Raw genomic sequence first — 23,722 nt, 5'->3', positions numbered from 1 at the left:
GGATAGCTTCACGCTGCCTGGTCTCCTCCATCAGAGGGCTTTAACTTTTGATTCTTCGCTTTTTTATTCACTAAATAAATACTGATAATAATAAGCACCAGCCCTACAAGAAGTGACGACGTAAACGGTTCGTCTAAAAAGAGCGTGCCAATGACAATTGAAATAATGGGAACAAGAAAATTAAAGGACGCTACTTTGCTGGCCTCTCCTTTACTGATCAAATAAAAATAAATGAGCCACGCAACGGCAACAGAAAACAGTGCTAAAAATAAAAGCAGCAGCATAAATGATGAATTCCATACCATATGAGACCACCCTTCCACTCCGCTGCCGGTCGCTGTCATAACCACTCCGCCGACAAGACTTTGAATGGTAATAAGCCAAATGCCATCTACACTGTCGCTAATACGTTTGATATAGACAGTTCCAATCGCCCAGCTCAGTGCCGTAAGCACAGCAAGAATAATTCCAACGGCTGAAGCATTAGCAGATAGTTCTCCCATGCTGATGGTAGCTACACCTACAAAACCAAGAAGCAAGCCACCTATCTTCACAGCGTTCATGCTTTCTCCAATCCACATCCATGCAATGATGCCGATGAGCACCGGCTGCAAGTAGACAATCACGCTGAAGACCCCTGCTGGCATAAACATAAGTCCAATCGTTTGCAGACCGTAGAATAAGATTGAATTAAATAGACCTGACACCATATATTTACGCCAGTTCTGCTTCCAGTGAAGCTGTTTAGCTCTTGGCAGTGCGACTGCTAATAAGATGATTCCCGCACTTAATGACCGCAGTCCAGATAACAAAATAGGCGATGAATAGCCAAGCGCCAGCTTCGACATCGGCCACGTTAATCCCCAAATCAGTACAAGAGCAGCTAAAAAAATTCCATTAATAAAAGATGATGACTGTTTCATACAACAACCACTCCTACATATATGAATGTAAATGATTCACGCGTTCATTCCTCCTTGTATACTACGCTTCTTTTTTACTCGCTTCAACTGGATGCTTTTGATGTAATTTATGTATAGCAGTTATAGTAACTGAGTTTCTTTTATGACAGCGTATCTTTCTTCTCTATGTGCTCATTTAGAAAAAAATAAAGTGTATCGCTAATGGCGATATCACTTTTTACCTATAGCTTTTATACATCCTAAAAGCCTTGAAGCCATTTAGCTGCTGGGTTCCTGCTCCCCTTTTTCATTTAGCTTACATATTTTCTAATAAATCTATGAATCTCCTAAACATTTCTACCTAGATAAATTGTCAGAATTATTACAGAGAAGGTGACAATTCTACTTATATCGCCCTTTAATATTAAAACTATGTTACAAAATGTCGTAATTTGGAATTAGATGTTTACTTTTCCTGTCAGGATTGATAGACTCACAGTTGTGAATAAAACAAGTTATGGAAAGGGAGAAAGAACATGCTAAAGAAAGCAAATCGTACAGTTATGAATATGGGGTTAGCAGCATTACTTGTTCCCGCTGCCCTAACATTTAGCACAACTTCAGCAAGTGCAAATGACGGAGGCGCTGCACCAGCACCCGTACAAGAAAAGGTAACGCCAAGCGTACCTCAACAACAAGCAACTACTACTACTAATCAAAAAGTCATCGTAAACGTGAGTGCGTTAAATATTCGTCAAGGAGCTAGCTTTTCATCTCCAGTTGTTGGAACGGCAACACAAGGTCAAGAGTTTGCTATTTTAAAAGAAGCAAACGGCTTAGTTGAAATTGCACCAAACAAATGGATTTCAAAAAGCTCAAGCTATGTAACAATTGCATCAGGTAAACCAAGTACAACAAGCCAAGTAAAAGGTGTAAGCACATCAACTCCTTCTACTTCTACAGCATCTGCATCTACATCTGCAGCAAAAGAAACAAGCACACCAGCACCTGCTCCAACAACAAGCACGGCTTCTGGAAGCACAGTAAATGTTGCACGTAGTTTAGTAGGATCACCTTACCAATGGGCAGGAAACACACCAAGCGGATTTGACTGCTCAGGCTTTATAGCATACGTGTTCAACCATAGCGGTCACAGCATTTCACGTACAAGCGTAGCTAACTACTGGAACATGGCGACAAAAATTTCGTCTCCACAACCAGGCGATCTAGTATTCTTCCAAAACACATACACAAGCGGCCCATCTCACATGGGAATCTACATCGGAAACGGCCAAATGATTCATGCTGGTTCACACGGTGTAGCTGTAGCTGACCTAGATGTTTCTTACTATCAAGATCATTTCTTAGGATACGGACGCTTCTAAGAAAAAAATGCCCTCCAATCGTTAGATACGTTCTAACGATTGGAGGGCATTTACTTTTTATCGCTGAGCAACAGAAAGCGCCTTTTCAATCCGCGTTTGAAATTTATTTTTCCAGTCTTCCGCAAGCTCAGAAACTTCTAAAGCCCGCTGCATCCCTTCTACATCTTTTGAATGATGGAAATATAAATCAAGCGTAAACCACACGGATACTTGGTCTGGATGAGCTTGAATTAACTTCACTTCCGCGTCTTTCGTAATCTTACCTTCTTTCAGCACGCGGCAAAGATAGCCGGTATAGCTTGTCTCAATCATTCGTTTTAAAATCCCTTTAACGCCCGTTCTCTTTGTAATCGTATCACATGGGTTTCGCCCTTGCGTCACTTGAATAACGGCGTCTCCCACTTGATAAACGTCTCCAATGCATACGTCTTTTTCAATCATGCCCGCTAAGACAAGATTTTCTCCAAACGCAGACATTGGCAGCTCCGTATCAAACTCTTCGTTCCATTTTTTGTAGTGCTCATACGGATACACGCACACCGCACGATCGGGTCCGCCGTGATACCTTAAGTCCGCTACGCCGTCGCCTTGAAACCCTTCTTTTGCTAAAAACGTTTCGTCTACTTGCTTTTTGCAGATACCTGTCCGCATTTCTTTGTCAGAGCCGTATGCCATTTGTTCAGGCATGCCGGTTGCTAAATGAATCAGCTTTCTCTCGGGTGTTGTCATTATGTTTACACCTCTTTTATCATTTTTACTAGTTTACCACATTTATAGAGCATTTTATTTACTTGTTAGCTCTCTCAGCGGCTTCCACTTAAGTCCTAATGCATAATTAATAGCGGTAGCTGCGACAAATCCAAGCAGCACTCCTGAAACGGTCGGCATAAATAAAGATGGAAAGACCGCTACGCACGCTAGTGTTACAACAAAATTTCCAGTGTACGACCATTTTGGATGCTTTGAAAAAAAGGTTTGAATACTATTCATTGTTAACTCCTTTGTACTTTTACTTTGTCATTATTCATGAATATTCTACCATTAAAAAGGAAAAATTTCTCTTAAACAGCATATGATAAGTGATTTTGTCTCTTTTTTACTTCTCATGCTGTAATTCCAAGAACCGGAAGTATCATAAATTTTTAAAAATATTTCACAATTATATTAAAAATATCTTCATTTCCCCTTTTTCTTTTGTTCAAAATGATTTAAGATAGTAGAGGCTGTCGAAATATAAGTTATTATGTCAGTTCTGCATGTTTTTTTACATATTAGCACATAGTAAATATTATTTTACAATTACGTCATTTTTTATAATGGCCTAAAAAATTTTGCCCATTTTTAACAAAATTGGCGTAGAAGTTCCGTTTTTGTATAAAATAGAGGCCGATTTACATAGTCATTTCTATGCACGTCCCTCTTTTATAAATATAGAATACATGTAAGGAGAAAAGTAAATGTCAATTTTAATGGGAATTATCGGGATTGTAATTATCTTAGCAGTTGCATTCCTCATGTCAAACGACAGGAAACTTATCAACTATAAAGGCATCGCAGTTATGCTTGTCATCCAGCTTGCGATCTCTGCTTTTATGATGAATACATCGATTGGTCGCAAGGTGCTTGACTTTATCACAAGTGTATTTACAAAGATCTTATCATTTGGTAACGACGGAATTTCGTTCGTGTTTGGAGATCTTGCAGGAAAAGGCATTTTCTTTATCCAAACGTTAGTTATGATTGTATTCGTTTCAGCATTATTAAGTATTTTAAACTACTCTCGTATTTTACCCTTTGGGATCAAATATATCGGAGGACTTGTTTCAAAAATTACCGGACTTCCCCAAATTGAAAGCTTCACAGCCGTGAACGCAATGATTTTTGGTGATACAACGGCGCTAATTGCGGTGAAAAACCACATCGGAGGTTTAACACCAAACCGTTTATTTATCGTTACAACAACGTCTTTAGTATCCGTTTCTTGTTCGATTCTAGGCGCATACATGCAGATGATTCCGGCGGAATACGTATTAATTGCCCTTCCGCTAAACGTATTCTCTGGTTTAATCGTTTCTTCTATCGTTGCACCTGTAAAAGTAGAAGATGAAAACGAAGTCGATATCAAAGCGCCTGCTAAACAAGGCACGCTGTTTGAAGCAATCGGTGACGGAGCCCTAGACGGCGGACGCGTTGCGTTAATCGTAGCAGCTATGCTTGTAACGTACGTTGGTCTTTTAGCATTAGTGAACTACGTATTAAACGGTGTCATCGGATTAACGGTTCAAGACATTTTAGGCTATATCTTCTACCCAATTGCCTTTATCATGGGTATCCCGGCAGACGAACTGATGAGAGCCGGTGGCGTAATGGGAACAAAAGTAGTAGCAAACGAATTCGTTGCCATGCTTGACTTCCAAAAAATGATGCCTCACCTTTCTGAAAAAACAGTCGGTATCGTATCAGCTTACTTAATCTCATTTGCAAACTTCAGCTCAATTGGTATCGTTCTTGGTACGATCCAAGCAATCAACGGCGAACAAGCTTCACGCGTTGCGAAGTTTGGCTTGAAGATGCTGTTAGTGGCAACAATGGGATCGATTTTAACAGGTATTATGGTTGGATTGTTTATTTAATGAGAAAGCACTCACTTGTGGTGAGTGCTTTTTTAGCATTTTCTATCTGTTTTTAATCCATATCTACAATAGAAGTAACGCGGTAGTTATCATTGTAGCTGACGTTTACTACGTATTGCTTAGAGTTATCTTCTTACACCTTCCCCGTTACCTCTATATAATCAAAACCATGGTCCGCAAAATCTGCTTTTTCCACCACCAGGTCTTTATGTCTTTTTTCTTTAAAATATGTAACGGCTGCCTGCTCCGCCTTATGGAACATTTGATCATTTTGTTTTTGCCCCATTTGTTTTTCTTTAGAATGGTTCATGTACATTCCTGCGCCTACGACTAGGAGTATAAGAGCTGCACAAAAAATGAGAGCTTTTTTCATTGCTTTTCTCCTTTTTAGCAATACTGCAAGCTTTCTGTTGGATTTATTCTGTAATCTGTCTCAACCTTTTAATTCTGCTTTACTTACTTTCATTAATAGTAGAGATATTAATAGAAAACTCCTCAAAACTTACTTGTCCCAAGGCAAGCTTCATACTTTCAACAAATATACGTTCATTTTTAGTTAGTTCACGCTTTGCGTCCTTTTCAATCCATTCATTCTCAACGTCCAAAACATCTAAAACATGCTTTTGTTTTGAAAAAGCCTCATAGTATCTTAATCCAAACTTTCTTTGAGAGACGGCATCAATATGAATGCCATCTGGATTTGCTGTTAAGCCTTTTGATGTTACAAAATAACAATTTTTTTCAGCATGGGCAACTTTAGATAATATCTGATTTATTTGTTTATATTCTACAGCGCTTTTTCCAAATCCGACTTCTCCAAGGTAATGTCCCAACTCACCGATAACAATCGGGATATCTGGTGCATTCAATTCTTCTCTCAAGTGTTTAAATAATGAGAGCAATTTATCTCCATACGTCTTATAACGTTCTCCGTAACTGTCGCTTTCTCCTTGATGCCATAGAATTCCCACTAACTCACTTGTTTCCATTGCGAATTTTGCTTCAGAAATCGCGTGTCTGGTTAATAGTCCGTCAATTGTCCACTCATCAATTGAGCTTCCTCCCTCGGCACATGGTATTAACCCAATGGACTCGCCCGGATGATCCTCTGTCCAAGCTTGAGCAAAAGAAGGTGCCGGCCCAACGCCAGATATGTGACGATCAAAATTAAGTGGTTCTGCCATCGTTTGCCATCTACCGTTTCGTAACATATGTATATGCTCATTATAAATCGGCGGTACATCCTCAATAAACCCTCTGCCTGCCATATTTGATTGTCCAATTAATAAGATAGATTTCATCGAAATACCTTCTTTCTCTTCCATGTTGATCACGTTTTTAAAATTTGCTCGTGGTTATACTTATAGAATTAGTTACACTCTGATATATAGCTTAATTAATGGCTTCAAGGGCTTGTTTCAAATATTCCATTTCAGAGGTTATATCATCTATTTTTTGGTTTAACTGACTTACTTTATCAAGAGTATTCTGTGCATCCAATAAATTAATTTCTAACATCAAACGGCTTGCTTCACTCTCAAGTTCCAATCTCTTTGCAAATAATACCTCGTGCTTTTTTATAATTTCCGATTTTAAATTTTTACTATTGGTTTCTTTCATATTTATACCTCACTAATTTGTAATAACAGTATTTTATTGAGCTGTAAATTTCCCTATATAATTTAATAATTACCTACAGGGTAGTTTATGACATAGTTAAAGTTGCCTTTTTTACTTACAGGAAAACCGCATTTACATAAGATAAATAATAAGAACCAATTAAAATAAAGTCCATTATTCACTTTCCTTGGACGGCGTTCATAAGCTCTTGGTGTTGACATTGAGATACATACTGAGCGTTCAGAAGCTTCCCTAACTATCAAAAATAAACAAAACATTCCATAATAAGGGAAATTTGAAATCATTTTGTTTTTTTTGCAGGAAAAAAAAGCAAAGTATATAAAGATAACAGTATGCATCAAAAAGTGTTGAGAATATTTTATGATCATTTTCTATCAGCACGAGAGCAATAATTTGAGAAAAGAGCTTATATCAGTCCGTGTCTTAAGTATGCCTATTATATAGAATGGGTTACTTAGTAAATAAGGGAAGGTGATTTATATGTTAGGGGAAGAAGATTTAAAAGTAAATTGTATATCAGCTGCTATAGGTTTACTAATCCAACATAATATCATCACTCACCAGGAACTGGACAAATTAACTAAAACAAATTATCACGTTTTTTATCATTTTCTCATGGATAAGCTAATTGAAGAAGAGTTTAGTAAGGATAGGGTTGTACAAACATAAGTGCTTCAACAAAGAAAGAAGCGCAAGATCCAAAGCAGGAATCTCCTATTTCAAATGTAATTCGTATAGGGCTCCTTACATATTAGACATATATAATATGTAAGGGCTTTCTTGTTCAACAAAGCCTCCTATAGTTTAAATGTATTTCTTCACAGTCTATCATTTTAAAAGTCATTTTATCATAGGAAGCCTGCCAATATTGTTACAAAAAAGTCCTCTCCTCGTTTCAGGAAAAGAACTTATATGCAGTGAATTTTACAAGCTACTTCCAAGTCTGATCCAGTTTATCTGAGTAGAAATGTAAGGCTTTTTTATAACTTAGTATTTCATTGTCATTTGTTGTATTTAGTAAGCATTTCAGTATCAGTTCCATCGCTTTGCTATGTTCTTTTAAATTGTATAAGGTCATGGAATAAAACACTTTAATTACATGATTATCTGGGAATGATTCCATTCCTTTTAAAAATGTCTCTTTTGATTTTTCATACTCCCCCAAGGCTCTATACGTGCTGCCCAATCCCACTATTGCCCCTTCCATATCCTTAGAAGATAATCCTATCTTTATGGCATTTTCGTAAAAGGGCACTGCCTTTTCTTCTTCCCCTAATAGGTCGAAGCTCCAAGCACATTGATAGTTATATAAAGCATTGTCTGGAAATTCCTTAACCAATTCACTTAGCAATTCGTTAGATTCTTTGTGATTTCCATTCTTTCGTAACGCTAATGCTTTATCTAGTTTGTTATTCATTATCTAAATCTCCAACCCTTCTTTTTCCCCCTATTTATCTCTTAAGATTCTTCCATATCCAGAAATTCAGCGTATTTGTACACTTTATCCCAATCTATTTCTTGTTTTAACTATCCTTAATATTTAATTTTTAAAGGCTAACCCATTGGCCTGCAAAGCTGCTTTAAGTTTAGGTAAAGAAGCCGGACCCATACCATGAAATTGTAATATCTCTTTTTCACTAAATGTTGATAGCTGCTGCAAAGAAGTTATCCCGTTGTTTTCCAATGCTCGTCTTGCTGGTGCTGATAGCATGGAAAGAAATCCATCTTCAGGTTTGCGTTCTTGCTCACAAGTTGGGCAGGTCGGACAACTACTGCTTTTATAATATTTGTGTCCTTTATGACAGATTCTTAGATTTCCTTTTTGGGTTTTCATTTTTAACCTCTCCTTTTCTCAAGAATTTTTTTAGCTTTTATCCCCTGCCACTTCTTCAATGGATGGTTTATGAAGGAACAAAACATCATACGTATAGTAAACTCATTATCATTAAATACTTATCAGTCTCGTTTTAGATAGTGCAGTTCCATTACAAATTATGCTAACACCTCACATGTTTGCGTTTGAAACCAATCCGTCCTCTATCTATATCCTTTTGAATGTTTTCGGAAGCAAGAAGAATACTACTTTTTTTCTTATCCTTCTTAACTTCGACTGGACCTACTGTCTTTGCAGTTTCAAGGGCCTTTTCATGAAGTGGCAAATATGAAACACCGACTGTATAGATAAAATTATTCATAGCCGATTTCGTTCGATCTGGAGAATCGTGAATCGTATTTTTCACTTGATTAAGCATATCGGCAATCTTGCTTGTGCTAAATTCATCGTCAGGACGATTACCCAAAAGCCAGCAGTAGCAACTCCAACCTGCCGACATTTTCAATTCTTCATCGCTTGCCACCCATTTATCAGCAACAGCTTGCGCAAAATCGGTTTCTGACAAAGTGACTGCAACTACATAATCAGATAGCATGTAAAAATACGCTTTATCGATCCAACGCTCAAAATCCTCCGCAGTCATCTCTGTTGGGTCTGCAATGATACCAGCAAAATACATAGCATCGTAATTTCCAGACGCATAAAGCTGCTCAGCCAAAGCCTGATTTTTCTTGATTTTCTTTGCAATCGGCTTCAATTTTCCTGTTGCCACTCCAAAAAGTGGATCGTGTGCACCATTGTTTATGTAAGTCTTTTTAATTCGTTCTGTGCCAAGCGCTTCAAGTTCTTTCATAACCATTTCAAAGTCCACCGTTCTGTACCCTCCTTCTTCTCCGTTCATAATCTGCTTTTTATTTACGCCAAAAAGTTGAACAGTCTTTCTTATCTAAGATATTAAACTCAATTATTTTCTTAAGTAATTCATAGTTTACTGGCTCAGTCCATAGAATTCGAAACAGACCTTTGGTAGCGCTATATCCAGCCTGAGCAATGTCATGATTAAAGTGCGCAATGCCTTTTTCTTCAGGTGAAACGCTCAAATGATGTTTCGCTGAGGCAAAGCCGATGATGAATGTTCCATGATCAGTAAACATTGGCGTATTCCATTTGATTTGTGGCTCCAAATTCGGAAAAGTATTAGCAATCCAAGCCAAAACTTCCTCTGTTCGGTCACGGTGGTCAGGACTATCTATACGCGCTAAATATTCTGCAAAAACTTCCATAGCATCTTCTCCTAAAGTAAAATTTTTTAAAAATCTACTCTGCTTTTACACAAGTGGAACATCAATCAGTTCACTTAAACTTATTTAATTTTCGATTCAAAATTGGCCATGTTTTAAATAAAATGTACTAATCATTTAATCCTTTCCCATTAAGAATGTTTGGAATGCATTTTTCAACCCTTGATTCTCGAGTTTTAGATTGTTTGGCCGCAGAAAAATGAAGAATATATGCTCTTTGCCGTCCTGGAGTCAATGTAGTAAAAGCAGTTTCTAAAGCAGGTATTTCATCAAATTTGTGCTGTAGCTCTTCAGGAATAATGAGTTCTTCAGGCTTTTTAACTTTGACTTTTAATCCGGCTTTTTCCACCTCGATGGCCTCATAAATATAAGCTTTTAAGATGGCTTCCTTTTCAACTATTTCTTGCACATTGGTAAACCGAATTTGTCGCGCCCCTTGTACATTCTCCGTTTGTTGGATTAGAATACCATGAGAATCTTGTAACAGAGAGCCTTTAGGAAACAGCAACGCACAGTATTCTTTAAAACCATGTATTAAAACAATGTTTTTTTCTCAAACGTGTAACAAGGGTTCATCCATTTATAATCTTCGGTCAACTCACAGTCAAGAACAATCTTTCTCAGCGTCTCATATTCTTCTTTCCACTTTTTAGCTTTAGTTAAAAATTCATCAACCTTAGGATTCATTTTACTGTTTGTCATCAAGGAACACTCCTATTCAATTTTTTAATCTGTGGCTCTAGCAATGATATAGTCAGCCGTCAATTCATTTAATGGTGTTACTATTCTTCAAATGTAGGAAATGCCCTTCTTCAATTGACTTGATAGTTATTAAAATTATAAACATTTTAACTTTATAAAGAATAGGCTTTCGTTTACTTATCAAACGTTTCCCTTTCACCAGTCTCTGCAGATGTTCGAACCGCATCTAATAGTTGATGAAGTTTAACAGCATCATGGAAGTTTGGAATTTGACTTTTGTGTTCAAATATATCTTTTGCTAACACCTGATAAGCCTTTTCAACGTAATCTTTTGGATGATTATCTTTTGCTGAAGATACGTTTAGCTCTTCAACATACACACTTTCCGTACTTAATAAATAAGTAGGATGCTTAACCTTCTCTAATTTGAGATTACCAAATTGTACGTGACCGGATGAAGAATTCTGGGTTAAGCGAAAAACACCTTTTTCTCCTCTAACCTCTAATTGAAAAGCAGGATAAACTCCTCCTTGAATATGAACAGAAGCCGAAATATCACCGTCGAGTGTTCCCTGTATTAAGATTTGGTCCGCTGCATCCTTTGGCACCGTAACTTCTGTTCCTTGTATGAGAGCTTCTGTATAATACGTATTCATTATCGACGATAACTCTTTAAAATCACCTAAGATGTAGCACAGAACATCAAGCGAGTGTCCACCGTTGATTGTAAGAAGGTTGGCTCCGTTTTCTCTTTTTAAGATATAGCTGTTTGCTTCATCTGTTATTCCACCCTTTCCTTGTGTCGCTACCTGCATGGTGCAGGAGATAATTCTTCCAATTTCCCCTTGGTTAATAGCCTGCTTTACATAATTCACCTCGGGAGATTGTCTTGCTTGTAACCCAATCGCATGGTGAATGTTTGCCTCATCCGCTAACTTTGCCAGTTTAATTGCTTGCTTAGTATCTACACCTAAAGGCCACTCGCAATAAATGTGTTTCTTTTCCTCTATAGCAGCAATTGAAGCTTCGTAATGAAAGGGAACTTTTACACTAACTACTACTAAATCAACACCTTTGGATTGCGCTAATCTCTTATAGTCTGTAAAGCTATGGGGAGCATCAAGTACCCTCGCACTTTCCTTGGCGGTTTCTGCTTTTGATGTTCCAATTGCGGTTATTCGATAAAAAGGACTTTCTTTAAGTACTGGAATATGTGTTTTGCTCGCCCATTGATTATTTAAAGATCCCCCTATAATTCCTACTTTTATTAATTTCTCCTTCATTAGACATTCCTCCATCATTTTGTAGAAAATATTACCTTTTAATCAAGTATAATTAAAATGAATCATCATTTTAAATGTTAAAATATGATGGCTATATCACTTTTTTTGATGGAGGGTGAATATGAATGGATATTGAAAATATGAAAGCTTTTGTTTCAGTGGCCGAATTAAGAAATATATCTGCGGCTGCAATAAAACTGAACCATCTTCAATCTAATATGACCGCCAAAATAAAGAAAATAGAAAGCTATTATAATCAAGAACTGTTTATTAGAAACTCGAAGGGCGTTAAATTAACCAAGCAAGGAGAAAAGTTGTATCACCAATTTAAAAAAATATTGCTTCTTTGGGAAGAAACTGAAAATAAGATGAAGAAACAAGATGAAAAACTCCGTATTGGCACCATGATATCAGTTGGGGGCACTCAATTCTCAGGCGCTTTAAACAAACTTTACAACACCTATCCAGATCTAGCAGTAACATTAAAAACGGGTTCAACCGAATATATCGAAAATCAAATTCTACTTGGACAAATTGATGTAGCTTATACAATTGGATCATTAAACAACCAAAAGATAAAATATAAAAAAGTAGGCGTAGAAGAAATGGTTGTCATTGGTAGCGATATTGATCAACACACGACATTTGATGACTATGTAAGGCAAAAAAATATACTGGTACTTTCAGATAAGTGCTTGTACATGACAATATTACATACTATTTATGCCAGCTTACATATTGAACAAGGTGACATGATCGAAGTCGGCGATCCAGAAACATTAGTACAATTTGCATTAATGGGCATGGGAATTTCCTTAGTCTCTAAGCGTATCGCAAACCGTTATAACATCCATAATTTTTTAGAAGTTCCACCACCTTATCGGTACACTGACTTTTATCTCATTTCCCGGCTAAATTATGAATTTACACCTATCGAAAAACAGTTTATTGAATTGAATAACTTCCTTGGCGACACTTTTAGAAGAGTAGAAATTTAATATTGAGGTTACAGTTTTTCCTGTAACCTTTTTTGTGACTTCTTGGCTATCATTGTTTTTATATAGGTACAGTGAAGAATTTTTCCACTTTACATAAAGCGTATTCTTAGCAGCCATTTATAATAAAGAGCAAATCAATGTTTGATTCGCTCTTTATTAATCTTCCCTCATATCCAACGTGTAGAATTCTACAACGTTATCTTCAGTATCCTTAAAATACAACCGCTTCTCTTTTTGCATATTAATATTAATCTCTTCTATAACTTTATGATCGATACTAGCATCATTTAATACTTTAATGGCAGAATCAAAGCTTTCTGTTTTTATATGTAAAGCAAAATAGACATGAATACCGCCTTGATCATAACTATTCATACCTAATACTTCCTAAATATTTAACACCATTAATTTCGTTATCACTCTTTTTATTGTGCTGAAAATCATAAATTAAAATCATACTGTTGAAATCATCAGGCAAATCTTCTCCATATTTTTCAACAAAGTTAGGAATTACTACATCATCATACGAACAGCCTTCCAATAGGTGCAAAAGCTTACACATGTCCTGATTTGCATAATGAGCTTCGCTAAAATCTTCGTCAAAGTAATCAACTTTAAAGTCCTTTTCAAATTGTGAGGGTATAGCATCTCCATCTTCCGTATAAGCAATCAACAGATATTTTTCTAGCTCTTCGCTAGTTGAAAACTTACCGACCCATAAAGATACATAACCTATCTGTTCCATACAATCCCTCTTTCAAAAAAACATTTCTTACATTACAATCATTCTTTATACTTTAACTTTACACGAATTAAACATCAATTAGCTCACTTAATCTCATTTTGTTCTTTAAACCAAACGCGTCATTAATAAAAACAAACGGTTCACCTAAGGAATCAAAAAACTGAATGAATCCTGTCTCTGTTATGTATTGGCCTCTCTTATAGTACGTAAGTTAGACTTGTTTATTTGTATGTAAAGCTTCAATCGTTGCGACTCTCGAAGTATAGCTTTAATAATTTTTGAAGGGGGAAATTGTTCGCATCATTTGTCTCAACAAAATATTCTAATTGCCATTTCTGTGTTTCCATCGCTTGTTTGCTAGTTGGTTTATCCCATATCGGATACACTCTAATAGCCATCTTACCTTTTGTGGTAGCCGTTTTAAGGATTTTTTGTTTTAAAAGAATTTCTTTTGAAAAAATGAACTGTCCAAATCTATTTGTACTAGTAAAGGTATTAATAACTAATAGATCGGTAGCTTTTTCATCCGAAAAGGCCTGGTTTTTATGAGTCGCATCTTTTTCCCAAAAGGATACAAACTGCCCTACCTTGTTAGGGGTAGTTTTCGCCACCCTAAATCGTACAGATTTTGAATTTAACTGAAAGATACCAGCGCCATAATCTGAATTCTGAGCTTCTTCTCGAATAGCTTTTATAGCGAAGTGATTGGGTTTATAAAAGTTCTCATTTACATAGGTTAACGCCTCATAAAATTCCATTGTTTTTACCCCTTATGTTTATAACTCTCTTCAATTAATAATACGTGGTTTGTATTTCGTCCCTCGAAATCGCGTCTAAATATCTTAAATATTTCAAAATGTTATAGCAAAGCTATTCTTGCCTTATAACACCTCTTGATCCCTTAAGCATTGCTACCCTCTTAATATAGTTAATGTGCTACATATTAACCTCATTTTTTCACTTTGGTTCGTGATCTCTTTGTATTACTGAAATACTTGGAGGTTCAGTTGAAACCACATCAATTATATGGTTTAAAGCATGTATTCCATAGTGTTTAAACGGTCCAGGGTGTATATCGTCAGCTATGGTACCAATTTCGATAAAATCTAGATATCTGGACTTTAAATAAACTGCAAAAGCGCTTCCTGTATACATTTCATATTCATCTATTACAGTAAAACTTTCGTTTCTAACAGAGTATGCAATGTACCAATCAAATGTAAGGCGAATTATAGGCAGGAAGTTAGGATTTATTTTATCTTGAATATGATCTTTCTATGATCCTGTTTTATACGTTTCAAGCGCAGCTCTATTTTTCTATCTAACATTTTATGTGCAGTTTGGAAAGTTACACAGATGAGCAGTAAGATAACAGTAATAATTATAGCGTCTGGCACTTGGAAGCAAAAACATAATACTGCTAAAAGAAAAGATATAGTACAAGTAAAGTTGATTATCCATTTTTTATTTCTATGAGCTTGAAGACTTTTTTCAAGCAGCTGCTTTTGTCCTTCTTCCCTTTTTATATCTTCTGAATTATTGAGTGTAGAGTTCAATGTTATTTCTCCTTAGAAAATTAATTTTATATAATTTATATATTGGTTATTTTTTCCTTTTAAGGTGATGGTATAGTGGGGTGTTCTTAAAGGGAAAGCCAAATTTAATTAATCGTTTTGGCAAGCGCATGGGCTTCTTTTACGCTGATTACACTATCCTCCAACAATCTCATTTTCTCCTCTTCTTCAACGTTTGCATTTAATAGAAAAAAATAAAGCACGGAATACCTTAATATCGTTACATATAATGACTCTGTTTGGTAGCTACTCATAATCAATCCAAAGAACCTATCAAAAAGAACATTCGTTCTCTATATTATACAAGAACAAACGTTCCCTTTTCAATAAAAACTCTAAACTTTTCCCGAATTATTCCTATGAATAACGTCAAATTTATTATTTTATAAAAAAAGAAATATTTTATATACCTAGAGAAAGATATCGAGATAACGAAAAAAACATGAGAAAATGTTCTACAAAGCAAAATTTCGGAGTGAAATAATCAACAAAATTTGCCATAATAAGTGAAGTAAGGAGGTGTATTATGTTTCGATTGTATGGAGCCTTAATTGGGCTTAGTTTCATTTGGGGTTTATCCTTTGTATTTATGAAGTGGCTGCTTCCCTCAGCTGGTATATGGGGAATTGTATTTTTTCGTTGTCTAGCAGGTGCAATCATCTTGCTCCCGTTTCTATGGTGGAAGCGTAGAAAAGTTAAAGAGAAACTACCCTGGAAGGCGTTGATTGTTGTTGGTATATTTAACTGTGGTTTGGCGTGGGGATTAATTTCCTTAAGCGAAACTGAGATAAACAGTACAACCGCCTCTATTCTAAATGCGACCACTCCAATCTGGACAGGTCTTATCGGATTTATTCTTTTTTCTTATCGACTTACCGGACGTCAGTGGATTGGTATTCTTATCGGGTTTTTGGGGATACTCGTCCTTATGGATTTTCAATTTGGTCAGATTTTCGGGAAAGGGTTTGTTGGAATTGGAACAATGCTTGTTGCTTGTATCTGCTATGGGCTTGCTGGGCAGTTAACAAAGCGGTTTTTGTCTGGGGTGAGCGTATTAACTATAACAACCTTCACCTTACTAACAGGTGCTATCATCGGTTTAATTGGAATGTTGTTTACTGAACCATTCAAATCAGATCTGTTGATTCATCCACTTCCGCTGCTGGCAATTGTGGGTCTTGGCTGTTTTGGCTCAGGATTGGGTCAGTTAATCTATTTTTATATCAATAAAAATGGTGGCCCTGAATTAGCAGCGACGGTTACTTACCTGATCCCTGCCTCGGCCATGGTATGGGGTTATTTACTACTTGGAGAAACAATTACTCCAAACGTAATCGTTGGACTACTTATTATCTTTGCTGGCGTTTATCTTTCATCTAGGAAATCAAAAGGTAAAACTCCGCATGTCACTCTTGTTAGCAATAAACAAAATTAAGTAAGTAGATTTTACAATGTGAGTCTTTAAAGTTATCTATAAGGGAGGAATTAAAAAACTGAAGGACTACAGAATATGATATATTTCAAATGAAATTCATCATATGTGATGATAAGACGTAATTCTAGTTGTTCAATTTTGTTTAAAAGGCAGCCTTCTATTTGACTGCCTTTTTTAGCTACAATAATGAGCACAAATGTCAAAACAATAAGCATCATTTTTCTTTTCTTTTTTTCTTTTTTTCTTTTTCTCTGTCTTCCTGTGCTAAATTACTCACATTCATTCCCCCTCTTAACAACATCATATTACGATTGGAATATTTTTAACTCACAATATAAAAAAAGAAGCAGGGAACTTTCCCTGCTTCTTCTCACTTCACTCTTATTTTCAAATATGAAATCGATGCCAGTGAAATATGAACGAAATAAAAGATGTAAAGTATTTATGCTCTCTTTATAAGGTATACTTCTAAGGAGAGGAGTAGTGATTAATATGCATTATAGTAAAAGAAATCAAGAACCTCCGATTCAAGAGGAAACAGAAATTTGGGAATGTACAGTAGAAGAGTGTAAAGGCTGGATGAGGAAAGACTTCTCTTACGATAGGCATCAGAAATGTCCTTTGTGTAAAAGTCAGATGGAAGCTAAAAAACGGCTTATTGATAAAATCCCCCGTAATCCGCATAAAAAATAATATAAACCTATGCTTTCTAAAAGATTAAACACTATCTATCCATAAAAAAAGCTTGGTTCATCTTTGCTTTCTATTTCTATTGTATGCTATAACTAGTTAACCTTGTATCAATCGTCTTGTCTAAAACCCAGGCTTTTTTAAAGCCTGGGTTTTCTATTGAACCAATAGTATGCTAATTATGACACCATAAAAAAAAGACCCCTTCATAGGAGTCTTTTTTTATCACTTTTAATTATGCTTTGTGAACGTTAGCAGCTTGTGCTCCGCGTTGACCTTGCTCGATATCAAAAGTAACTTTTTGACCTTCTTCTAATGATTTGAAACCTTCACCTTGAATAGCACTGAAATGAACGAATACATCTTCTCCGCCTTCAACTTCGATGAAACCGAAACCTTTGTCTGCATTAAACCATTTTACTGTACCTTGTGTCATAATGTTGCCTCCTGCTGTGGAATACTCCACAAATGTATTACTAATCTTGCCCAAACATACTATTTCAAGATAAAAACTTCTACTTAGGGTTTTTTCTTTTCTCAATATACCGAACAAAAATAAGTTATCTGTAGTGTAACACATAGTAGGATTGATAGCAAACAAGAAAAATATCCCCTTCAACAAGTTCTACCTATTCATCTTTCCCCTACCAAGACTTATGGTAGGCATATGTAGCATAGCTTATAAATGCTCGAGCATATTGAATATGTATATATCTCCATTTATTATAGCTATTCATGATAATTCACTATTTAACCTTTCTTATAAATAAAGGATATATGTAATCCAAAAAACACCTGTTAACTTTACTGAATTATAAAGAGGCTATTGGGATATTCTAATTAGGGAAGAAGGAAAACAAGTTATTGATTACAACTAATCATTACAAAGCTTCTTACATTTGGGATGAGGTGTCTACAGCAGGCCTATTTCAGAAAACCTTATTGTAAATCGATGTATGTTTGATTCATAAGGGGATGGTAGTCATGAACGTAGTAAGAATATATATAATGGGTAGACAATAATATTCATTTATCACTGTACAAATGAGGTGTTTGTCCCAGACCAAGAACGATTTCGTTCACATTGTATATTTTTTTAGTTCAATGCTTAAATGAGGTGTTTGTTAAAGAGAATATACTTTTTCAAGTGACTGTTTCATTAGGCAATGGAATTACGTAAATGAGGTGTTCCTTAAAGATCATATGCTGCATTAAAAGCTGATTTTTCCTTCTTCACATGACGGGATGCATAATCGTTTGCATCTCGTTTTTGTTATACATACTATCTAAGGTATACTTGTTTATTTGCATGTAAGTCTTCAATTAAGGTGTACAGAGTTCTCTGCATAGGTTTTCTTTAATTGTATCCGTACCCTGTTACTCGGTAATCATCACCGTAATCTACTGTGACAGACACCTCTTTTTTCTTCTCTTTACCATTAGCATATCCGTGGACTAATACTGCACTTAAATCTTCTCCACCTAAAAATTCAACATCTTTGGGAACAAAATCAATGTCTTCTTCGTCTTTCATATACGTAGCCGAGAAAAAAGCGATGAGAGGTTTAAAAAAGCTGTCTCTACTTTCAAGTAGAGACAGCTGAAGAAACAATCAGCTATTTAGAAGGTGTTTGTCGTGTCTTGTAGCCAGATACTTTTATCACTTACCAAATAACCTAATAAAGGAATGCTCCTATTAATGCTCCCCATTATCCGGCTTTACCTCTAGTTTCTTCGACATTATAAACTCACTCATATGTTGAAAACCATATAACAGGAGTTGTCTAACAGTCAAAATGGTTACATACTGAAAAGGATTAATTTTCTTAAGCTTAAAGATGCTGCCCTTTTTTAATTTAGGTACAACTACAAATGTAAATGTAGTATGAATCATAAAGTTTACAGCTATATACAGAGGCAGTTTACGGTATGTGGATTTAAGCACCCACATGGATACAGTAAAAAAGGGCCCCCATGTCCACACATCTTCACCAGGAATTTTCGGATGTATACTTTGTTTAAAAGACCAAAAATTCTTTCTCTTAGCATAAGAATTAAGGTATTTAGTTACCATACAAATAGCAATGGACGCTGGAAGAAAACGTTTAAAATCTTTGCCTTTCATAAATGAAAAGCTGGACCAACAAGTGATAACTAACAGTATTAAAAATAGTCTATTCTTTTTCATGATTTTATACACCTCTCTATTTTAAGGTGTACATCTATTCTAAAATTACACAACGAATTATCTTAAGAGCATGCTGCCTAAGAATTATAATATATAATCGGTAAAAATTTGAACAAACTATTGACGATGTTTTCTTGTACATGTTGCCTCATAGTGATATACCCAATACTTCCTGGAATTTTCAATTTTTTCTTACCAGGTACTTCTAAGGATACTGTCTCTCCACTTGGATATATTAATTCTTGTGGAGGTGATAGTAATGGAAAACAAATACTCTAACAAGACAGCTTCAGGAACAGATGTACAACACGTGAAGCAAAAGAATGCTCAAGCATCTTCTGGCAAATACGGTACGGAATTTGCTAGCGAGACTGACGTACAACACGTTAAACGTCAAAACGCTCAAGCAAACAAAAACCAAAAATAATGTTAAAAGGGTTCTTTCATGCTCGTTGAAAGAACCCTTTGTGATACAAGGTTATTCTTCGGGAAGTAATAAAATCTTCCCTAACTTCCCTTTATTTTTAAAATACACTTGGGCTTCTTTTGCTTTGTCTAAAGGGAAAATTTTATCGATAACCGGTTTAATTTCCCCCTCAGAAATGGCCTTAAGCATATCTTTAAACTCTGCTCTCGTTCCCAACACAGATCCATACATTGTAATATGTTTTAGATACAATGTTCTAAAATCAAAATTTGTATGCTGACCACCAGCAGAACCTGAAATGCAAAATTTCCCTCCATTTTTTAAAACTTGAAGAGATATGGAAAACAAAGCATCTCCTACAACATCTAGAACGGAATCGACCGGACCTCCGTTCAGTTCCAAAATGTCTTCTGAAAGAGCATCAGATTTATATGATAATACGTGTGTGGCTCCCAATTCCTTAATTCTTTCTTGATTCTCTAAGTCCCCCGTGATTGCAATAACTTTAGCACCAAAGACTTTAGAGGCAATCTGTACATTTAATGATCCCACACCACCATTTGCTCCAGTTACTATCACTGTCTCACCTGGTTGAGCTTGAATTTGGTTGACCATGTGCCAAGCAGTTAACCCACTCACCGAAAAAACAGCACTTTCTGAATAGCTTGATAGGGGCATGTCAAAGCAAAGTTCAGCAGGCCAAACCACATATTCAGCATAACCACCATCGTATTCTGAACCTATAAAGGACATATCATCAGCAATATGTTCGTACCCTTCTTCTCCGCTAGATATAAAAGGGAATAACACAACGTCTTTTCCCACTATAGACTCCTCTACTAACTTTCCTGCTTTTACTACTTTTCCCGTGATATCAGATCCTGGTGTACGTGGAAACTGGACTCCTTCCGGTCGCCATCCAGATTTTGAGTCAGTACCGTAAGCACCCTCTCTCATCCAAATTTCTGTATTGTTAATAGCACAGGCCTTCACTTTTATAAGAACTTCATTTTCTTTCGGTTCAGGTATAGGAATTTCTACTAGGCTTAATTTACTTACGTCTCCATACCCTGTTACTTGTACAGCTTTCATAGAACAGTCCCCTTCTTTTTTACGAATATAGTTTTTAATATATTTCATACGGCTGCTTATAGTTTAGAAAAAAACATGCATATTTCATTATGCACTCTTCTTTCTATTATCATCAAGTTTGGAGTCAGTATACTTTTACGGCCTTTTCTTTTTACTTCTGTTTCGCAGTGTCAAAAACCATTGGATCATTAAATTTAGAAATATTAATAAACTCTCTTTTTTATTGTTTTGTAACATGGCGCTACCATATAATAAAAAACACCAGCAAAAGATTTTGCTGGTGGAAAGAGATTATTTATTAGTAAGCGCCTTGTGAATAAGTTAACTCATAGCTATGCGTATAAATTTCAAAAATATTTCCAAATGGATCTTCTACATAAACCATTTTATATGGTTTTTCTCCTGGGTAATATTCTCTGATAGGCATACGTTGTTTACCACCATGTTGCTTAATTATCTTGTAAAAGGAGGAATTAAGATGGGAAAAGTTTTATTCCTTAATTATCCTGGAGAAGGTCACGTCAATCCTACCATTCCATTAGTGGAAGAACTACTAAAAAAAGGTGAAGAGGTTGTCTATTACTGTATAGAAGAATATAGAAATAAAATTGAGAAAACAGGAGCTGCATTTCGTCCCTATAAAAATTTCACACGCGATGCAGATCTAGTAAAAAAAATGGCAAAAAGAATGGACCCTCTTGAAATGCTATTATATATGGTACGGTCTGCGGATACAGTCATAGAAAGTGTTCTAGAGGACATAAGAGATGAAAAGTATGATTATGTTATTTATGATAATAATTTCGCCGCAGGATGGATGATTGCCGATATATTAAAGATACCTAAAATATCTTCTTGTACAACGTTCGCTATTGATGAAGAGGTCTTTTCGAACGTGATGAAAAGTCGAGGAGAAATGGATAAGAAATCTCCAACATATCAAGAACTTGAAGAGATATTAAAAAAATGGAAACAACAATACGACATACTAATTAACGATAATCAAAAGCTGATGTCTTGCCCTGGGGATATTACTCTTGTATATACATCAAGATCATACCAACCTCGTGCTGAAAAGTTTGACAACTCTTTTATTTTTGTTGGTCCTTCTATTGCGCCGCGAAAAGATGTAGAAACTCTTTCTTTAAAAAGTATTCCTGGTAATAAGCTCATCTTTATTTCAATGGGAACGATATTTAATCAGCAACCTGAGTTATATACTACCTGTTTTGAAGCATTCCAAGAAATACAAGCTACAGTTATATTATCGGTAGGAAAACAGACGGACATTAGCCAATTTAAAGATATTCCATCTAATTTCATTATACGTAATTATGTACCTCAGTTAGAAATACTAGAACAAGCAGATGTTTTTATTACTCATGGTGGAATGAATAGTACGAGTGAAGGACTTTATTTTGGTGTTCCACTTGTGGTTATGCCTGTTGTGGGCGATCAACTAATAGTAGCTAATCGGATTGAAGAATTAGGAGCTGGTCTACAACTTAATCGTCAAGAACTAGACGCCACTACATTACGAAACAAAACAGAACAAGTGCTATCGGACTCTTCATTCAAGGAAAAGAGCTTAGAAATCGGAAAATCCTTAAGGGATTCCGGAGGGTACAAAAAGGCAGTAGAAGCCATTTTAGAATTTAAAAAGAATGCAAAAATAGAGGATCTTATTTAATTCTAACATTTAAATCAGTCTGGAAATAAAAAATTAATAAATATTGAAAAGAAGTCTCCATGGAGACTTCTTTTTTATCACTGCCTATAAGCTGTTTTATTTTAATTAAAAAGTAAAAGCTACTGAACAGGGGTCAGTAGCTTTTTAACGAAGCATGTTGTTAACTCAACAAGTAATGAGGATTTCCAAACAGAAGCTTCACAGCGTCATAAATAGTCTCCCCTAAAAATTATTTGTTATTACCCATTAAAGAATTAGCTGATCAGTATGATGTAAGTACTCGTACCATTCAATCAAAGATTAAGAAATTAGGCTATGAATGGGACAGTAAGGAAAGTATTTATCGCTACGTTGGAGAAGAATCAGAACCTTTGGATGTTAATTTTAATACGCTTATTTCTAAAAACAATAAAATGCCAGCAAAACAAAAGCTAGCCACTAATGAAGTAGCAGCTAGTGGCTAGCTTTTTAAATGAAAGTGAAAGTAGTAATGACCGCTTTGAAAAAGCTAGTACAGTAGATGCAATTGATTTGCTGTTGCAAAGTCCAAAAGACCGTTCAAAACGAGTGTATCGAGGTTTTTATTTTGATGATGATGTTTTAAGTATTATTGATCGAGTCCCAAAAAGTTATAAATCAGAATTAGTGAATGAAGCTCTGAGAAAAGTGTTTAAGGAAAAGGAATTATTAGACTAAAAAGAAAAGCAGGCTTAAAGGCACTTATATGGTTATGAAATGCGTATTATCTTCTGTGAAGGTTCTTGATGTAGATTTTGAAATTGGTGAACAGCGTCTGTCATAGATTCCGTATTCAATTTCTTTAAGATACTTTTTCTTTAATTTTTAATGGTGCTTTCTTCTTTATGAAGAAGGCTTTGTATTTCTGAAATGGAATGACTATCAATAGCAGGAGCAAAGACTTCTTATTCTACTTTAGTAAATTGTTTCATAAAGAATTTCTCTTTAAGGATTTTGCATTCTTCAGTCGAGCAACTTCATTAACTAAAGAGGTATTATGTTAACTAGATATGTATGCGACATTCATGTTATTAAATAAGCGTATAAGGATTACCCTGCTTGAGATCCAAACGAACAGATGCGTTTGGATTTAAATAATATTAATACTGCATTGAATTTACCGATATTATAAAACATTTCCTGGAACAGTTTAACACTAACCAAATAAACTGTTTCTATTAAAC

General features: G+C 35.6%; 30 protein-coding genes and 2 pseudogenes. 10 read left to right on the top strand and 22 right to left on the bottom strand.

Going from position 1 to position 23,722, the window contains the following annotated elements; all coding sequences use genetic code 11:
• Positions 1-8: 8 nt before the first annotated feature.
• A complete protein-coding gene (locus ACWATA_RS06640) occupies positions 9-923 on the bottom strand; it encodes a DMT family transporter (protein WP_325078125.1) in 915 nt (304 codons plus the stop codon).
• A 515-nt stretch (positions 924-1,438) separates the two neighbouring features.
• On the opposite strand from ACWATA_RS06640, the gene ACWATA_RS06635 reads away from it, so the two are divergent.
• The gene (locus ACWATA_RS06635; protein WP_048019390.1) at positions 1,439-2,287 is read left to right on the top strand and encodes a C40 family peptidase; all 849 of its coding nucleotides are present in this window, start codon (positions 1,439-1,441) and stop codon (positions 2,285-2,287) included.
• Positions 2,288-2,344: 57 nt separating this feature from the next.
• On the opposite strand, the gene ACWATA_RS06630 is transcribed toward ACWATA_RS06635, so the two are convergent.
• Both ACWATA_RS06630 and ACWATA_RS06625 read right to left on the bottom strand, forming a co-directional pair.
• Complete coding sequence (locus ACWATA_RS06630; RefSeq protein WP_049165854.1) at positions 2,345-3,016, bottom strand: MOSC domain-containing protein; 672 nt, start codon at positions 3,014-3,016, stop codon at positions 2,345-2,347.
• Between the two features lie 54 nt (positions 3,017-3,070).
• A complete protein-coding gene (locus tag ACWATA_RS06625; RefSeq protein WP_165636325.1) occupies positions 3,071-3,277 on the bottom strand; it encodes a hypothetical protein in 207 nt (68 codons plus the stop codon).
• A 467-nt stretch (positions 3,278-3,744) separates the two neighbouring features.
• Between ACWATA_RS06625 and ACWATA_RS06620 the strand changes: the two genes are divergently transcribed.
• Positions 3,745-4,920, top strand: coding sequence for a NupC/NupG family nucleoside CNT transporter (locus ACWATA_RS06620; protein WP_025750788.1), 1,176 nt, complete (start codon positions 3,745-3,747; stop codon positions 4,918-4,920).
• Positions 4,921-5,053: 133 nt separating this feature from the next.
• On the opposite strand, the gene ACWATA_RS06615 is transcribed toward ACWATA_RS06620, so the two are convergent.
• From ACWATA_RS06615 to ACWATA_RS06605, 3 genes are all read right to left on the bottom strand, one after another.
• Positions 5,054-5,293 carry a hypothetical protein gene (locus ACWATA_RS06615; RefSeq protein WP_473049669.1) on the bottom strand — a complete coding sequence of 80 codons (240 nt, stop codon included), beginning with the start codon at positions 5,291-5,293 and terminating at the stop codon, positions 5,054-5,056.
• Positions 5,294-5,372: 79 nt separating this feature from the next.
• Positions 5,373-6,221, bottom strand: coding sequence for a sialate O-acetylesterase (locus ACWATA_RS06610; RefSeq protein ID WP_165636323.1), 849 nt, complete (start codon positions 6,219-6,221; stop codon positions 5,373-5,375).
• A 91-nt stretch (positions 6,222-6,312) separates the two neighbouring features.
• Positions 6,313-6,540, bottom strand: a complete 228-nt coding sequence (locus tag ACWATA_RS06605) for a hypothetical protein (RefSeq protein WP_473049668.1) — start codon at positions 6,538-6,540, stop codon at positions 6,313-6,315.
• A gap of 501 nt (positions 6,541-7,041) precedes the next feature.
• On the opposite strand from ACWATA_RS06605, the gene ACWATA_RS06600 reads away from it, so the two are divergent.
• Complete coding sequence (locus ACWATA_RS06600) at positions 7,042-7,230, top strand: hypothetical protein (protein WP_014458940.1); 189 nt, start codon at positions 7,042-7,044, stop codon at positions 7,228-7,230.
• Between the two features lie 262 nt (positions 7,231-7,492).
• Here the strand turns inward: ACWATA_RS06600 and ACWATA_RS06595 are convergent, their stop codons facing one another.
• From ACWATA_RS06595 to ACWATA_RS06570, 6 genes and pseudogenes are all read right to left on the bottom strand, one after another.
• Positions 7,493-7,978: a tetratricopeptide repeat protein gene (locus tag ACWATA_RS06595; protein WP_473049667.1), complete on the bottom strand. Its 486-nt coding sequence runs from the start codon at positions 7,976-7,978 to the stop codon at positions 7,493-7,495.
• 123 nt (positions 7,979-8,101) lie between these two features.
• A complete protein-coding gene (locus tag ACWATA_RS06590) occupies positions 8,102-8,395 on the bottom strand; it encodes an RNA polymerase alpha subunit C-terminal domain-containing protein (RefSeq protein ID WP_176343634.1) in 294 nt (97 codons plus the stop codon).
• Positions 8,396-8,558: 163 nt separating this feature from the next.
• Entirely contained in the window at positions 8,559-9,266 is a 708-nt protein-coding gene (locus ACWATA_RS06585; protein ID WP_473049666.1) for a DNA alkylation repair protein, read from the bottom strand.
• 40 nt (positions 9,267-9,306) lie between these two features.
• The gene (locus tag ACWATA_RS06580) at positions 9,307-9,678 is read right to left on the bottom strand and encodes an iron chaperone (protein WP_473049665.1); all 372 of its coding nucleotides are present in this window, start codon (positions 9,676-9,678) and stop codon (positions 9,307-9,309) included.
• Positions 9,679-9,805: 127 nt separating this feature from the next.
• Positions 9,806-10,398 (bottom strand): annotated as a pseudogene (locus ACWATA_RS06575) (YdeI/OmpD-associated family protein).
• 173 nt (positions 10,399-10,571) lie between these two features.
• The gene (locus tag ACWATA_RS06570; RefSeq protein WP_340843575.1) at positions 10,572-11,681 is read right to left on the bottom strand and encodes a Gfo/Idh/MocA family protein; all 1,110 of its coding nucleotides are present in this window, start codon (positions 11,679-11,681) and stop codon (positions 10,572-10,574) included.
• A 125-nt stretch (positions 11,682-11,806) separates the two neighbouring features.
• Between ACWATA_RS06570 and ACWATA_RS06565 the strand changes: the two genes are divergently transcribed.
• A complete protein-coding gene (locus ACWATA_RS06565) occupies positions 11,807-12,679 on the top strand; it encodes a LysR family transcriptional regulator (protein WP_473049664.1) in 873 nt (290 codons plus the stop codon).
• A 156-nt stretch (positions 12,680-12,835) separates the two neighbouring features.
• Here the strand turns inward: ACWATA_RS06565 and ACWATA_RS06560 are convergent, their stop codons facing one another.
• The 5 genes from ACWATA_RS06560 to ACWATA_RS06540 all read right to left on the bottom strand — a co-directional run bounded on the left by ACWATA_RS06560 (position 12,836) and on the right by ACWATA_RS06540 (position 15,252).
• On the bottom strand, positions 12,836-13,054 hold the full coding sequence (locus ACWATA_RS06560) for a hypothetical protein (RefSeq protein WP_340843577.1): 219 nt from the start codon (positions 13,052-13,054) through the stop codon (positions 12,836-12,838).
• Entirely contained in the window at positions 13,047-13,424 is a 378-nt protein-coding gene (locus ACWATA_RS06555) for an immunity 22 family protein (protein WP_473049663.1), read from the bottom strand. Before ACWATA_RS06555 ends, ACWATA_RS06560 begins: the two co-directional genes overlap by 8 nt.
• Positions 13,425-13,663: 239 nt before the next feature.
• Positions 13,664-14,182 (bottom strand): MepB family protein, encoded by a 519-nt coding sequence (locus tag ACWATA_RS06550; protein WP_473049662.1) that lies wholly within the window; start codon positions 14,180-14,182, stop codon positions 13,664-13,666.
• Between the two features lie 492 nt (positions 14,183-14,674).
• A complete protein-coding gene (locus ACWATA_RS06545; RefSeq protein WP_473049660.1) occupies positions 14,675-14,980 on the bottom strand; it encodes a hypothetical protein in 306 nt (101 codons plus the stop codon).
• A gap of 104 nt (positions 14,981-15,084) precedes the next feature.
• Positions 15,085-15,252 (bottom strand): hypothetical protein, encoded by a 168-nt coding sequence (locus ACWATA_RS06540; protein WP_473049659.1) that lies wholly within the window; start codon positions 15,250-15,252, stop codon positions 15,085-15,087.
• A 272-nt stretch (positions 15,253-15,524) separates the two neighbouring features.
• On the opposite strand from ACWATA_RS06540, the gene ACWATA_RS06535 reads away from it, so the two are divergent.
• Together ACWATA_RS06535 and ACWATA_RS06530 are read left to right on the top strand one after the other, a co-directional pair.
• A complete protein-coding gene (locus ACWATA_RS06535; protein WP_473049658.1) occupies positions 15,525-16,433 on the top strand; it encodes a DMT family transporter in 909 nt (302 codons plus the stop codon).
• Between the two features lie 492 nt (positions 16,434-16,925).
• Positions 16,926-17,126 carry a cold-inducible protein YdjO-related protein gene (locus ACWATA_RS06530; protein ID WP_155010758.1) on the top strand — a complete coding sequence of 67 codons (201 nt, stop codon included), beginning with the start codon at positions 16,926-16,928 and terminating at the stop codon, positions 17,124-17,126.
• A gap of 232 nt (positions 17,127-17,358) precedes the next feature.
• Here the strand turns inward: ACWATA_RS06530 and ACWATA_RS06525 are convergent, their stop codons facing one another.
• The 3 genes from ACWATA_RS06525 to ACWATA_RS06515 all read right to left on the bottom strand — a co-directional run bounded on the left by ACWATA_RS06525 (position 17,359) and on the right by ACWATA_RS06515 (position 19,311).
• Positions 17,359-17,559, bottom strand: a complete 201-nt coding sequence (locus ACWATA_RS06525; protein WP_033580115.1) for a cold-shock protein — start codon at positions 17,557-17,559, stop codon at positions 17,359-17,361.
• Between the two features lie 921 nt (positions 17,560-18,480).
• Positions 18,481-18,657: a hypothetical protein gene (locus tag ACWATA_RS06520; RefSeq protein WP_473049657.1), complete on the bottom strand. Its 177-nt coding sequence runs from the start codon at positions 18,655-18,657 to the stop codon at positions 18,481-18,483.
• A 162-nt stretch (positions 18,658-18,819) separates the two neighbouring features.
• Positions 18,820-19,311 carry a hypothetical protein gene (locus tag ACWATA_RS06515; protein WP_154973988.1) on the bottom strand — a complete coding sequence of 164 codons (492 nt, stop codon included), beginning with the start codon at positions 19,309-19,311 and terminating at the stop codon, positions 18,820-18,822.
• A 259-nt stretch (positions 19,312-19,570) separates the two neighbouring features.
• Here ACWATA_RS06515 and ACWATA_RS06510 point away from each other — a divergent pair, with 259 nt between their 5' ends.
• Positions 19,571-19,738, top strand: coding sequence for a gamma-type small acid-soluble spore protein (locus ACWATA_RS06510; protein ID WP_033580113.1), 168 nt, complete (start codon positions 19,571-19,573; stop codon positions 19,736-19,738).
• 51 nt (positions 19,739-19,789) lie between these two features.
• Here ACWATA_RS06510 and ACWATA_RS06505 read toward each other — a convergent pair whose 3' ends face one another.
• Positions 19,790-20,830, bottom strand: a complete 1,041-nt coding sequence (locus tag ACWATA_RS06505; RefSeq protein WP_165636278.1) for a zinc-binding dehydrogenase — start codon at positions 20,828-20,830, stop codon at positions 19,790-19,792.
• A 298-nt stretch (positions 20,831-21,128) separates the two neighbouring features.
• A pseudogene (locus tag ACWATA_RS06500) lies at positions 21,129-21,284 on the bottom strand (glyoxalase); the annotation flags it as partial.
• A gap of 24 nt (positions 21,285-21,308) precedes the next feature.
• Between ACWATA_RS06500 and ACWATA_RS06495 the strand changes: the two are divergent.
• The 3 genes from ACWATA_RS06495 (at position 21,309) to ACWATA_RS06485 (ending at position 23,216) form a co-directional block, all read left to right on the top strand.
• Positions 21,309-22,520 carry a macrolide family glycosyltransferase gene (locus ACWATA_RS06495; protein ID WP_165636277.1) on the top strand — a complete coding sequence of 404 codons (1,212 nt, stop codon included), beginning with the start codon at positions 21,309-21,311 and terminating at the stop codon, positions 22,518-22,520.
• Positions 22,521-22,753: 233 nt separating this feature from the next.
• The gene (locus ACWATA_RS06490; protein WP_321201997.1) at positions 22,754-22,984 is read left to right on the top strand and encodes an HTH domain-containing protein; all 231 of its coding nucleotides are present in this window, start codon (positions 22,754-22,756) and stop codon (positions 22,982-22,984) included.
• Positions 22,977-23,216, top strand: a complete 240-nt coding sequence (locus ACWATA_RS06485; RefSeq protein ID WP_321201996.1) for a hypothetical protein — start codon at positions 22,977-22,979, stop codon at positions 23,214-23,216. The genes ACWATA_RS06490 and ACWATA_RS06485 overlap by 8 nt, the downstream gene beginning before the upstream one ends.
• Positions 23,217-23,722 lie beyond the last annotated feature (506 nt).

This window comes from Priestia sp. USM5 (assembly GCF_058323215.1).
This window is presented reverse-complemented; position numbering and strand designations above follow the sequence as displayed.

What these genes read in the sequence shown, in the direction of transcription:
- ACWATA_RS06640 (WP_325078125.1), bottom strand. Translation starts at nt 923, where the DNA reads ATGAAACAGTCATCATCTTTTATTAATGGAATTTTTTTAGCTGCTCTT.
- ACWATA_RS06635 (WP_048019390.1), top strand. Translation starts at nt 1,439, where the DNA reads ATGCTAAAGAAAGCAAATCGTACAGTTATGAATATGGGGTTAGCAGCA.
- ACWATA_RS06630 (WP_049165854.1), bottom strand. Translation starts at nt 3,016, where the DNA reads ATGACAACACCCGAGAGAAAGCTGATTCATTTAGCAACCGGCATGCCT.
- ACWATA_RS06625 (WP_165636325.1), bottom strand. Translation starts at nt 3,277, where the DNA reads ATGAATAGTATTCAAACCTTTTTTTCAAAGCATCCAAAATGGTCGTAC.
- ACWATA_RS06620 (WP_025750788.1), top strand. Translation starts at nt 3,745, where the DNA reads ATGTCAATTTTAATGGGAATTATCGGGATTGTAATTATCTTAGCAGTT.
- ACWATA_RS06615 (WP_473049669.1), bottom strand. Translation starts at nt 5,293, where the DNA reads ATGAAAAAAGCTCTCATTTTTTGTGCAGCTCTTATACTCCTAGTCGTA.
- ACWATA_RS06610 (WP_165636323.1), bottom strand. Translation starts at nt 6,221, where the DNA reads ATGAAATCTATCTTATTAATTGGACAATCAAATATGGCAGGCAGAGGG.
- ACWATA_RS06605 (WP_473049668.1), bottom strand. Translation starts at nt 6,540, where the DNA reads ATGAAAGAAACCAATAGTAAAAATTTAAAATCGGAAATTATAAAAAAG.
- ACWATA_RS06600 (WP_014458940.1), top strand. Translation starts at nt 7,042, where the DNA reads ATGTTAGGGGAAGAAGATTTAAAAGTAAATTGTATATCAGCTGCTATA.
- ACWATA_RS06595 (WP_473049667.1), bottom strand. Translation starts at nt 7,978, where the DNA reads ATGAATAACAAACTAGATAAAGCATTAGCGTTACGAAAGAATGGAAAT.
- ACWATA_RS06590 (WP_176343634.1), bottom strand. Translation starts at nt 8,395, where the DNA reads ATGAAAACCCAAAAAGGAAATCTAAGAATCTGTCATAAAGGACACAAA.
- ACWATA_RS06580 (WP_473049665.1), bottom strand. Translation starts at nt 9,678, where the DNA reads ATGGAAGTTTTTGCAGAATATTTAGCGCGTATAGATAGTCCTGACCAC.
- ACWATA_RS06570 (WP_340843575.1), bottom strand. Translation starts at nt 11,681, where the DNA reads ATGAAGGAGAAATTAATAAAAGTAGGAATTATAGGGGGATCTTTAAAT.
- ACWATA_RS06565 (WP_473049664.1), top strand. Translation starts at nt 11,807, where the DNA reads ATGGATATTGAAAATATGAAAGCTTTTGTTTCAGTGGCCGAATTAAGA.
- ACWATA_RS06560 (WP_340843577.1), bottom strand. Translation starts at nt 13,054, where the DNA reads ATGAATAGTTATGATCAAGGCGGTATTCATGTCTATTTTGCTTTACAT.
- ACWATA_RS06555 (WP_473049663.1), bottom strand. Translation starts at nt 13,424, where the DNA reads ATGGAACAGATAGGTTATGTATCTTTATGGGTCGGTAAGTTTTCAACT.
- ACWATA_RS06550 (WP_473049662.1), bottom strand. Translation starts at nt 14,182, where the DNA reads ATGGAATTTTATGAGGCGTTAACCTATGTAAATGAGAACTTTTATAAA.
- ACWATA_RS06540 (WP_473049659.1), bottom strand. Translation starts at nt 15,252, where the DNA reads ATGAGTAGCTACCAAACAGAGTCATTATATGTAACGATATTAAGGTAT.
- ACWATA_RS06535 (WP_473049658.1), top strand. Translation starts at nt 15,525, where the DNA reads ATGTTTCGATTGTATGGAGCCTTAATTGGGCTTAGTTTCATTTGGGGT.
- ACWATA_RS06530 (WP_155010758.1), top strand. Translation starts at nt 16,926, where the DNA reads ATGCATTATAGTAAAAGAAATCAAGAACCTCCGATTCAAGAGGAAACA.
- ACWATA_RS06525 (WP_033580115.1), bottom strand. Translation starts at nt 17,559, where the DNA reads ATGACACAAGGTACAGTAAAATGGTTTAATGCAGACAAAGGTTTCGGT.
- ACWATA_RS06520 (WP_473049657.1), bottom strand. Translation starts at nt 18,657, where the DNA reads ATGAAAGACGAAGAAGACATTGATTTTGTTCCCAAAGATGTTGAATTT.
- ACWATA_RS06515 (WP_154973988.1), bottom strand. Translation starts at nt 19,311, where the DNA reads ATGAAAAAGAATAGACTATTTTTAATACTGTTAGTTATCACTTGTTGG.
- ACWATA_RS06510 (WP_033580113.1), top strand. Translation starts at nt 19,571, where the DNA reads ATGGAAAACAAATACTCTAACAAGACAGCTTCAGGAACAGATGTACAA.
- ACWATA_RS06505 (WP_165636278.1), bottom strand. Translation starts at nt 20,830, where the DNA reads ATGAAAGCTGTACAAGTAACAGGGTATGGAGACGTAAGTAAATTAAGC.
- ACWATA_RS06495 (WP_165636277.1), top strand. Translation starts at nt 21,309, where the DNA reads ATGGGAAAAGTTTTATTCCTTAATTATCCTGGAGAAGGTCACGTCAAT.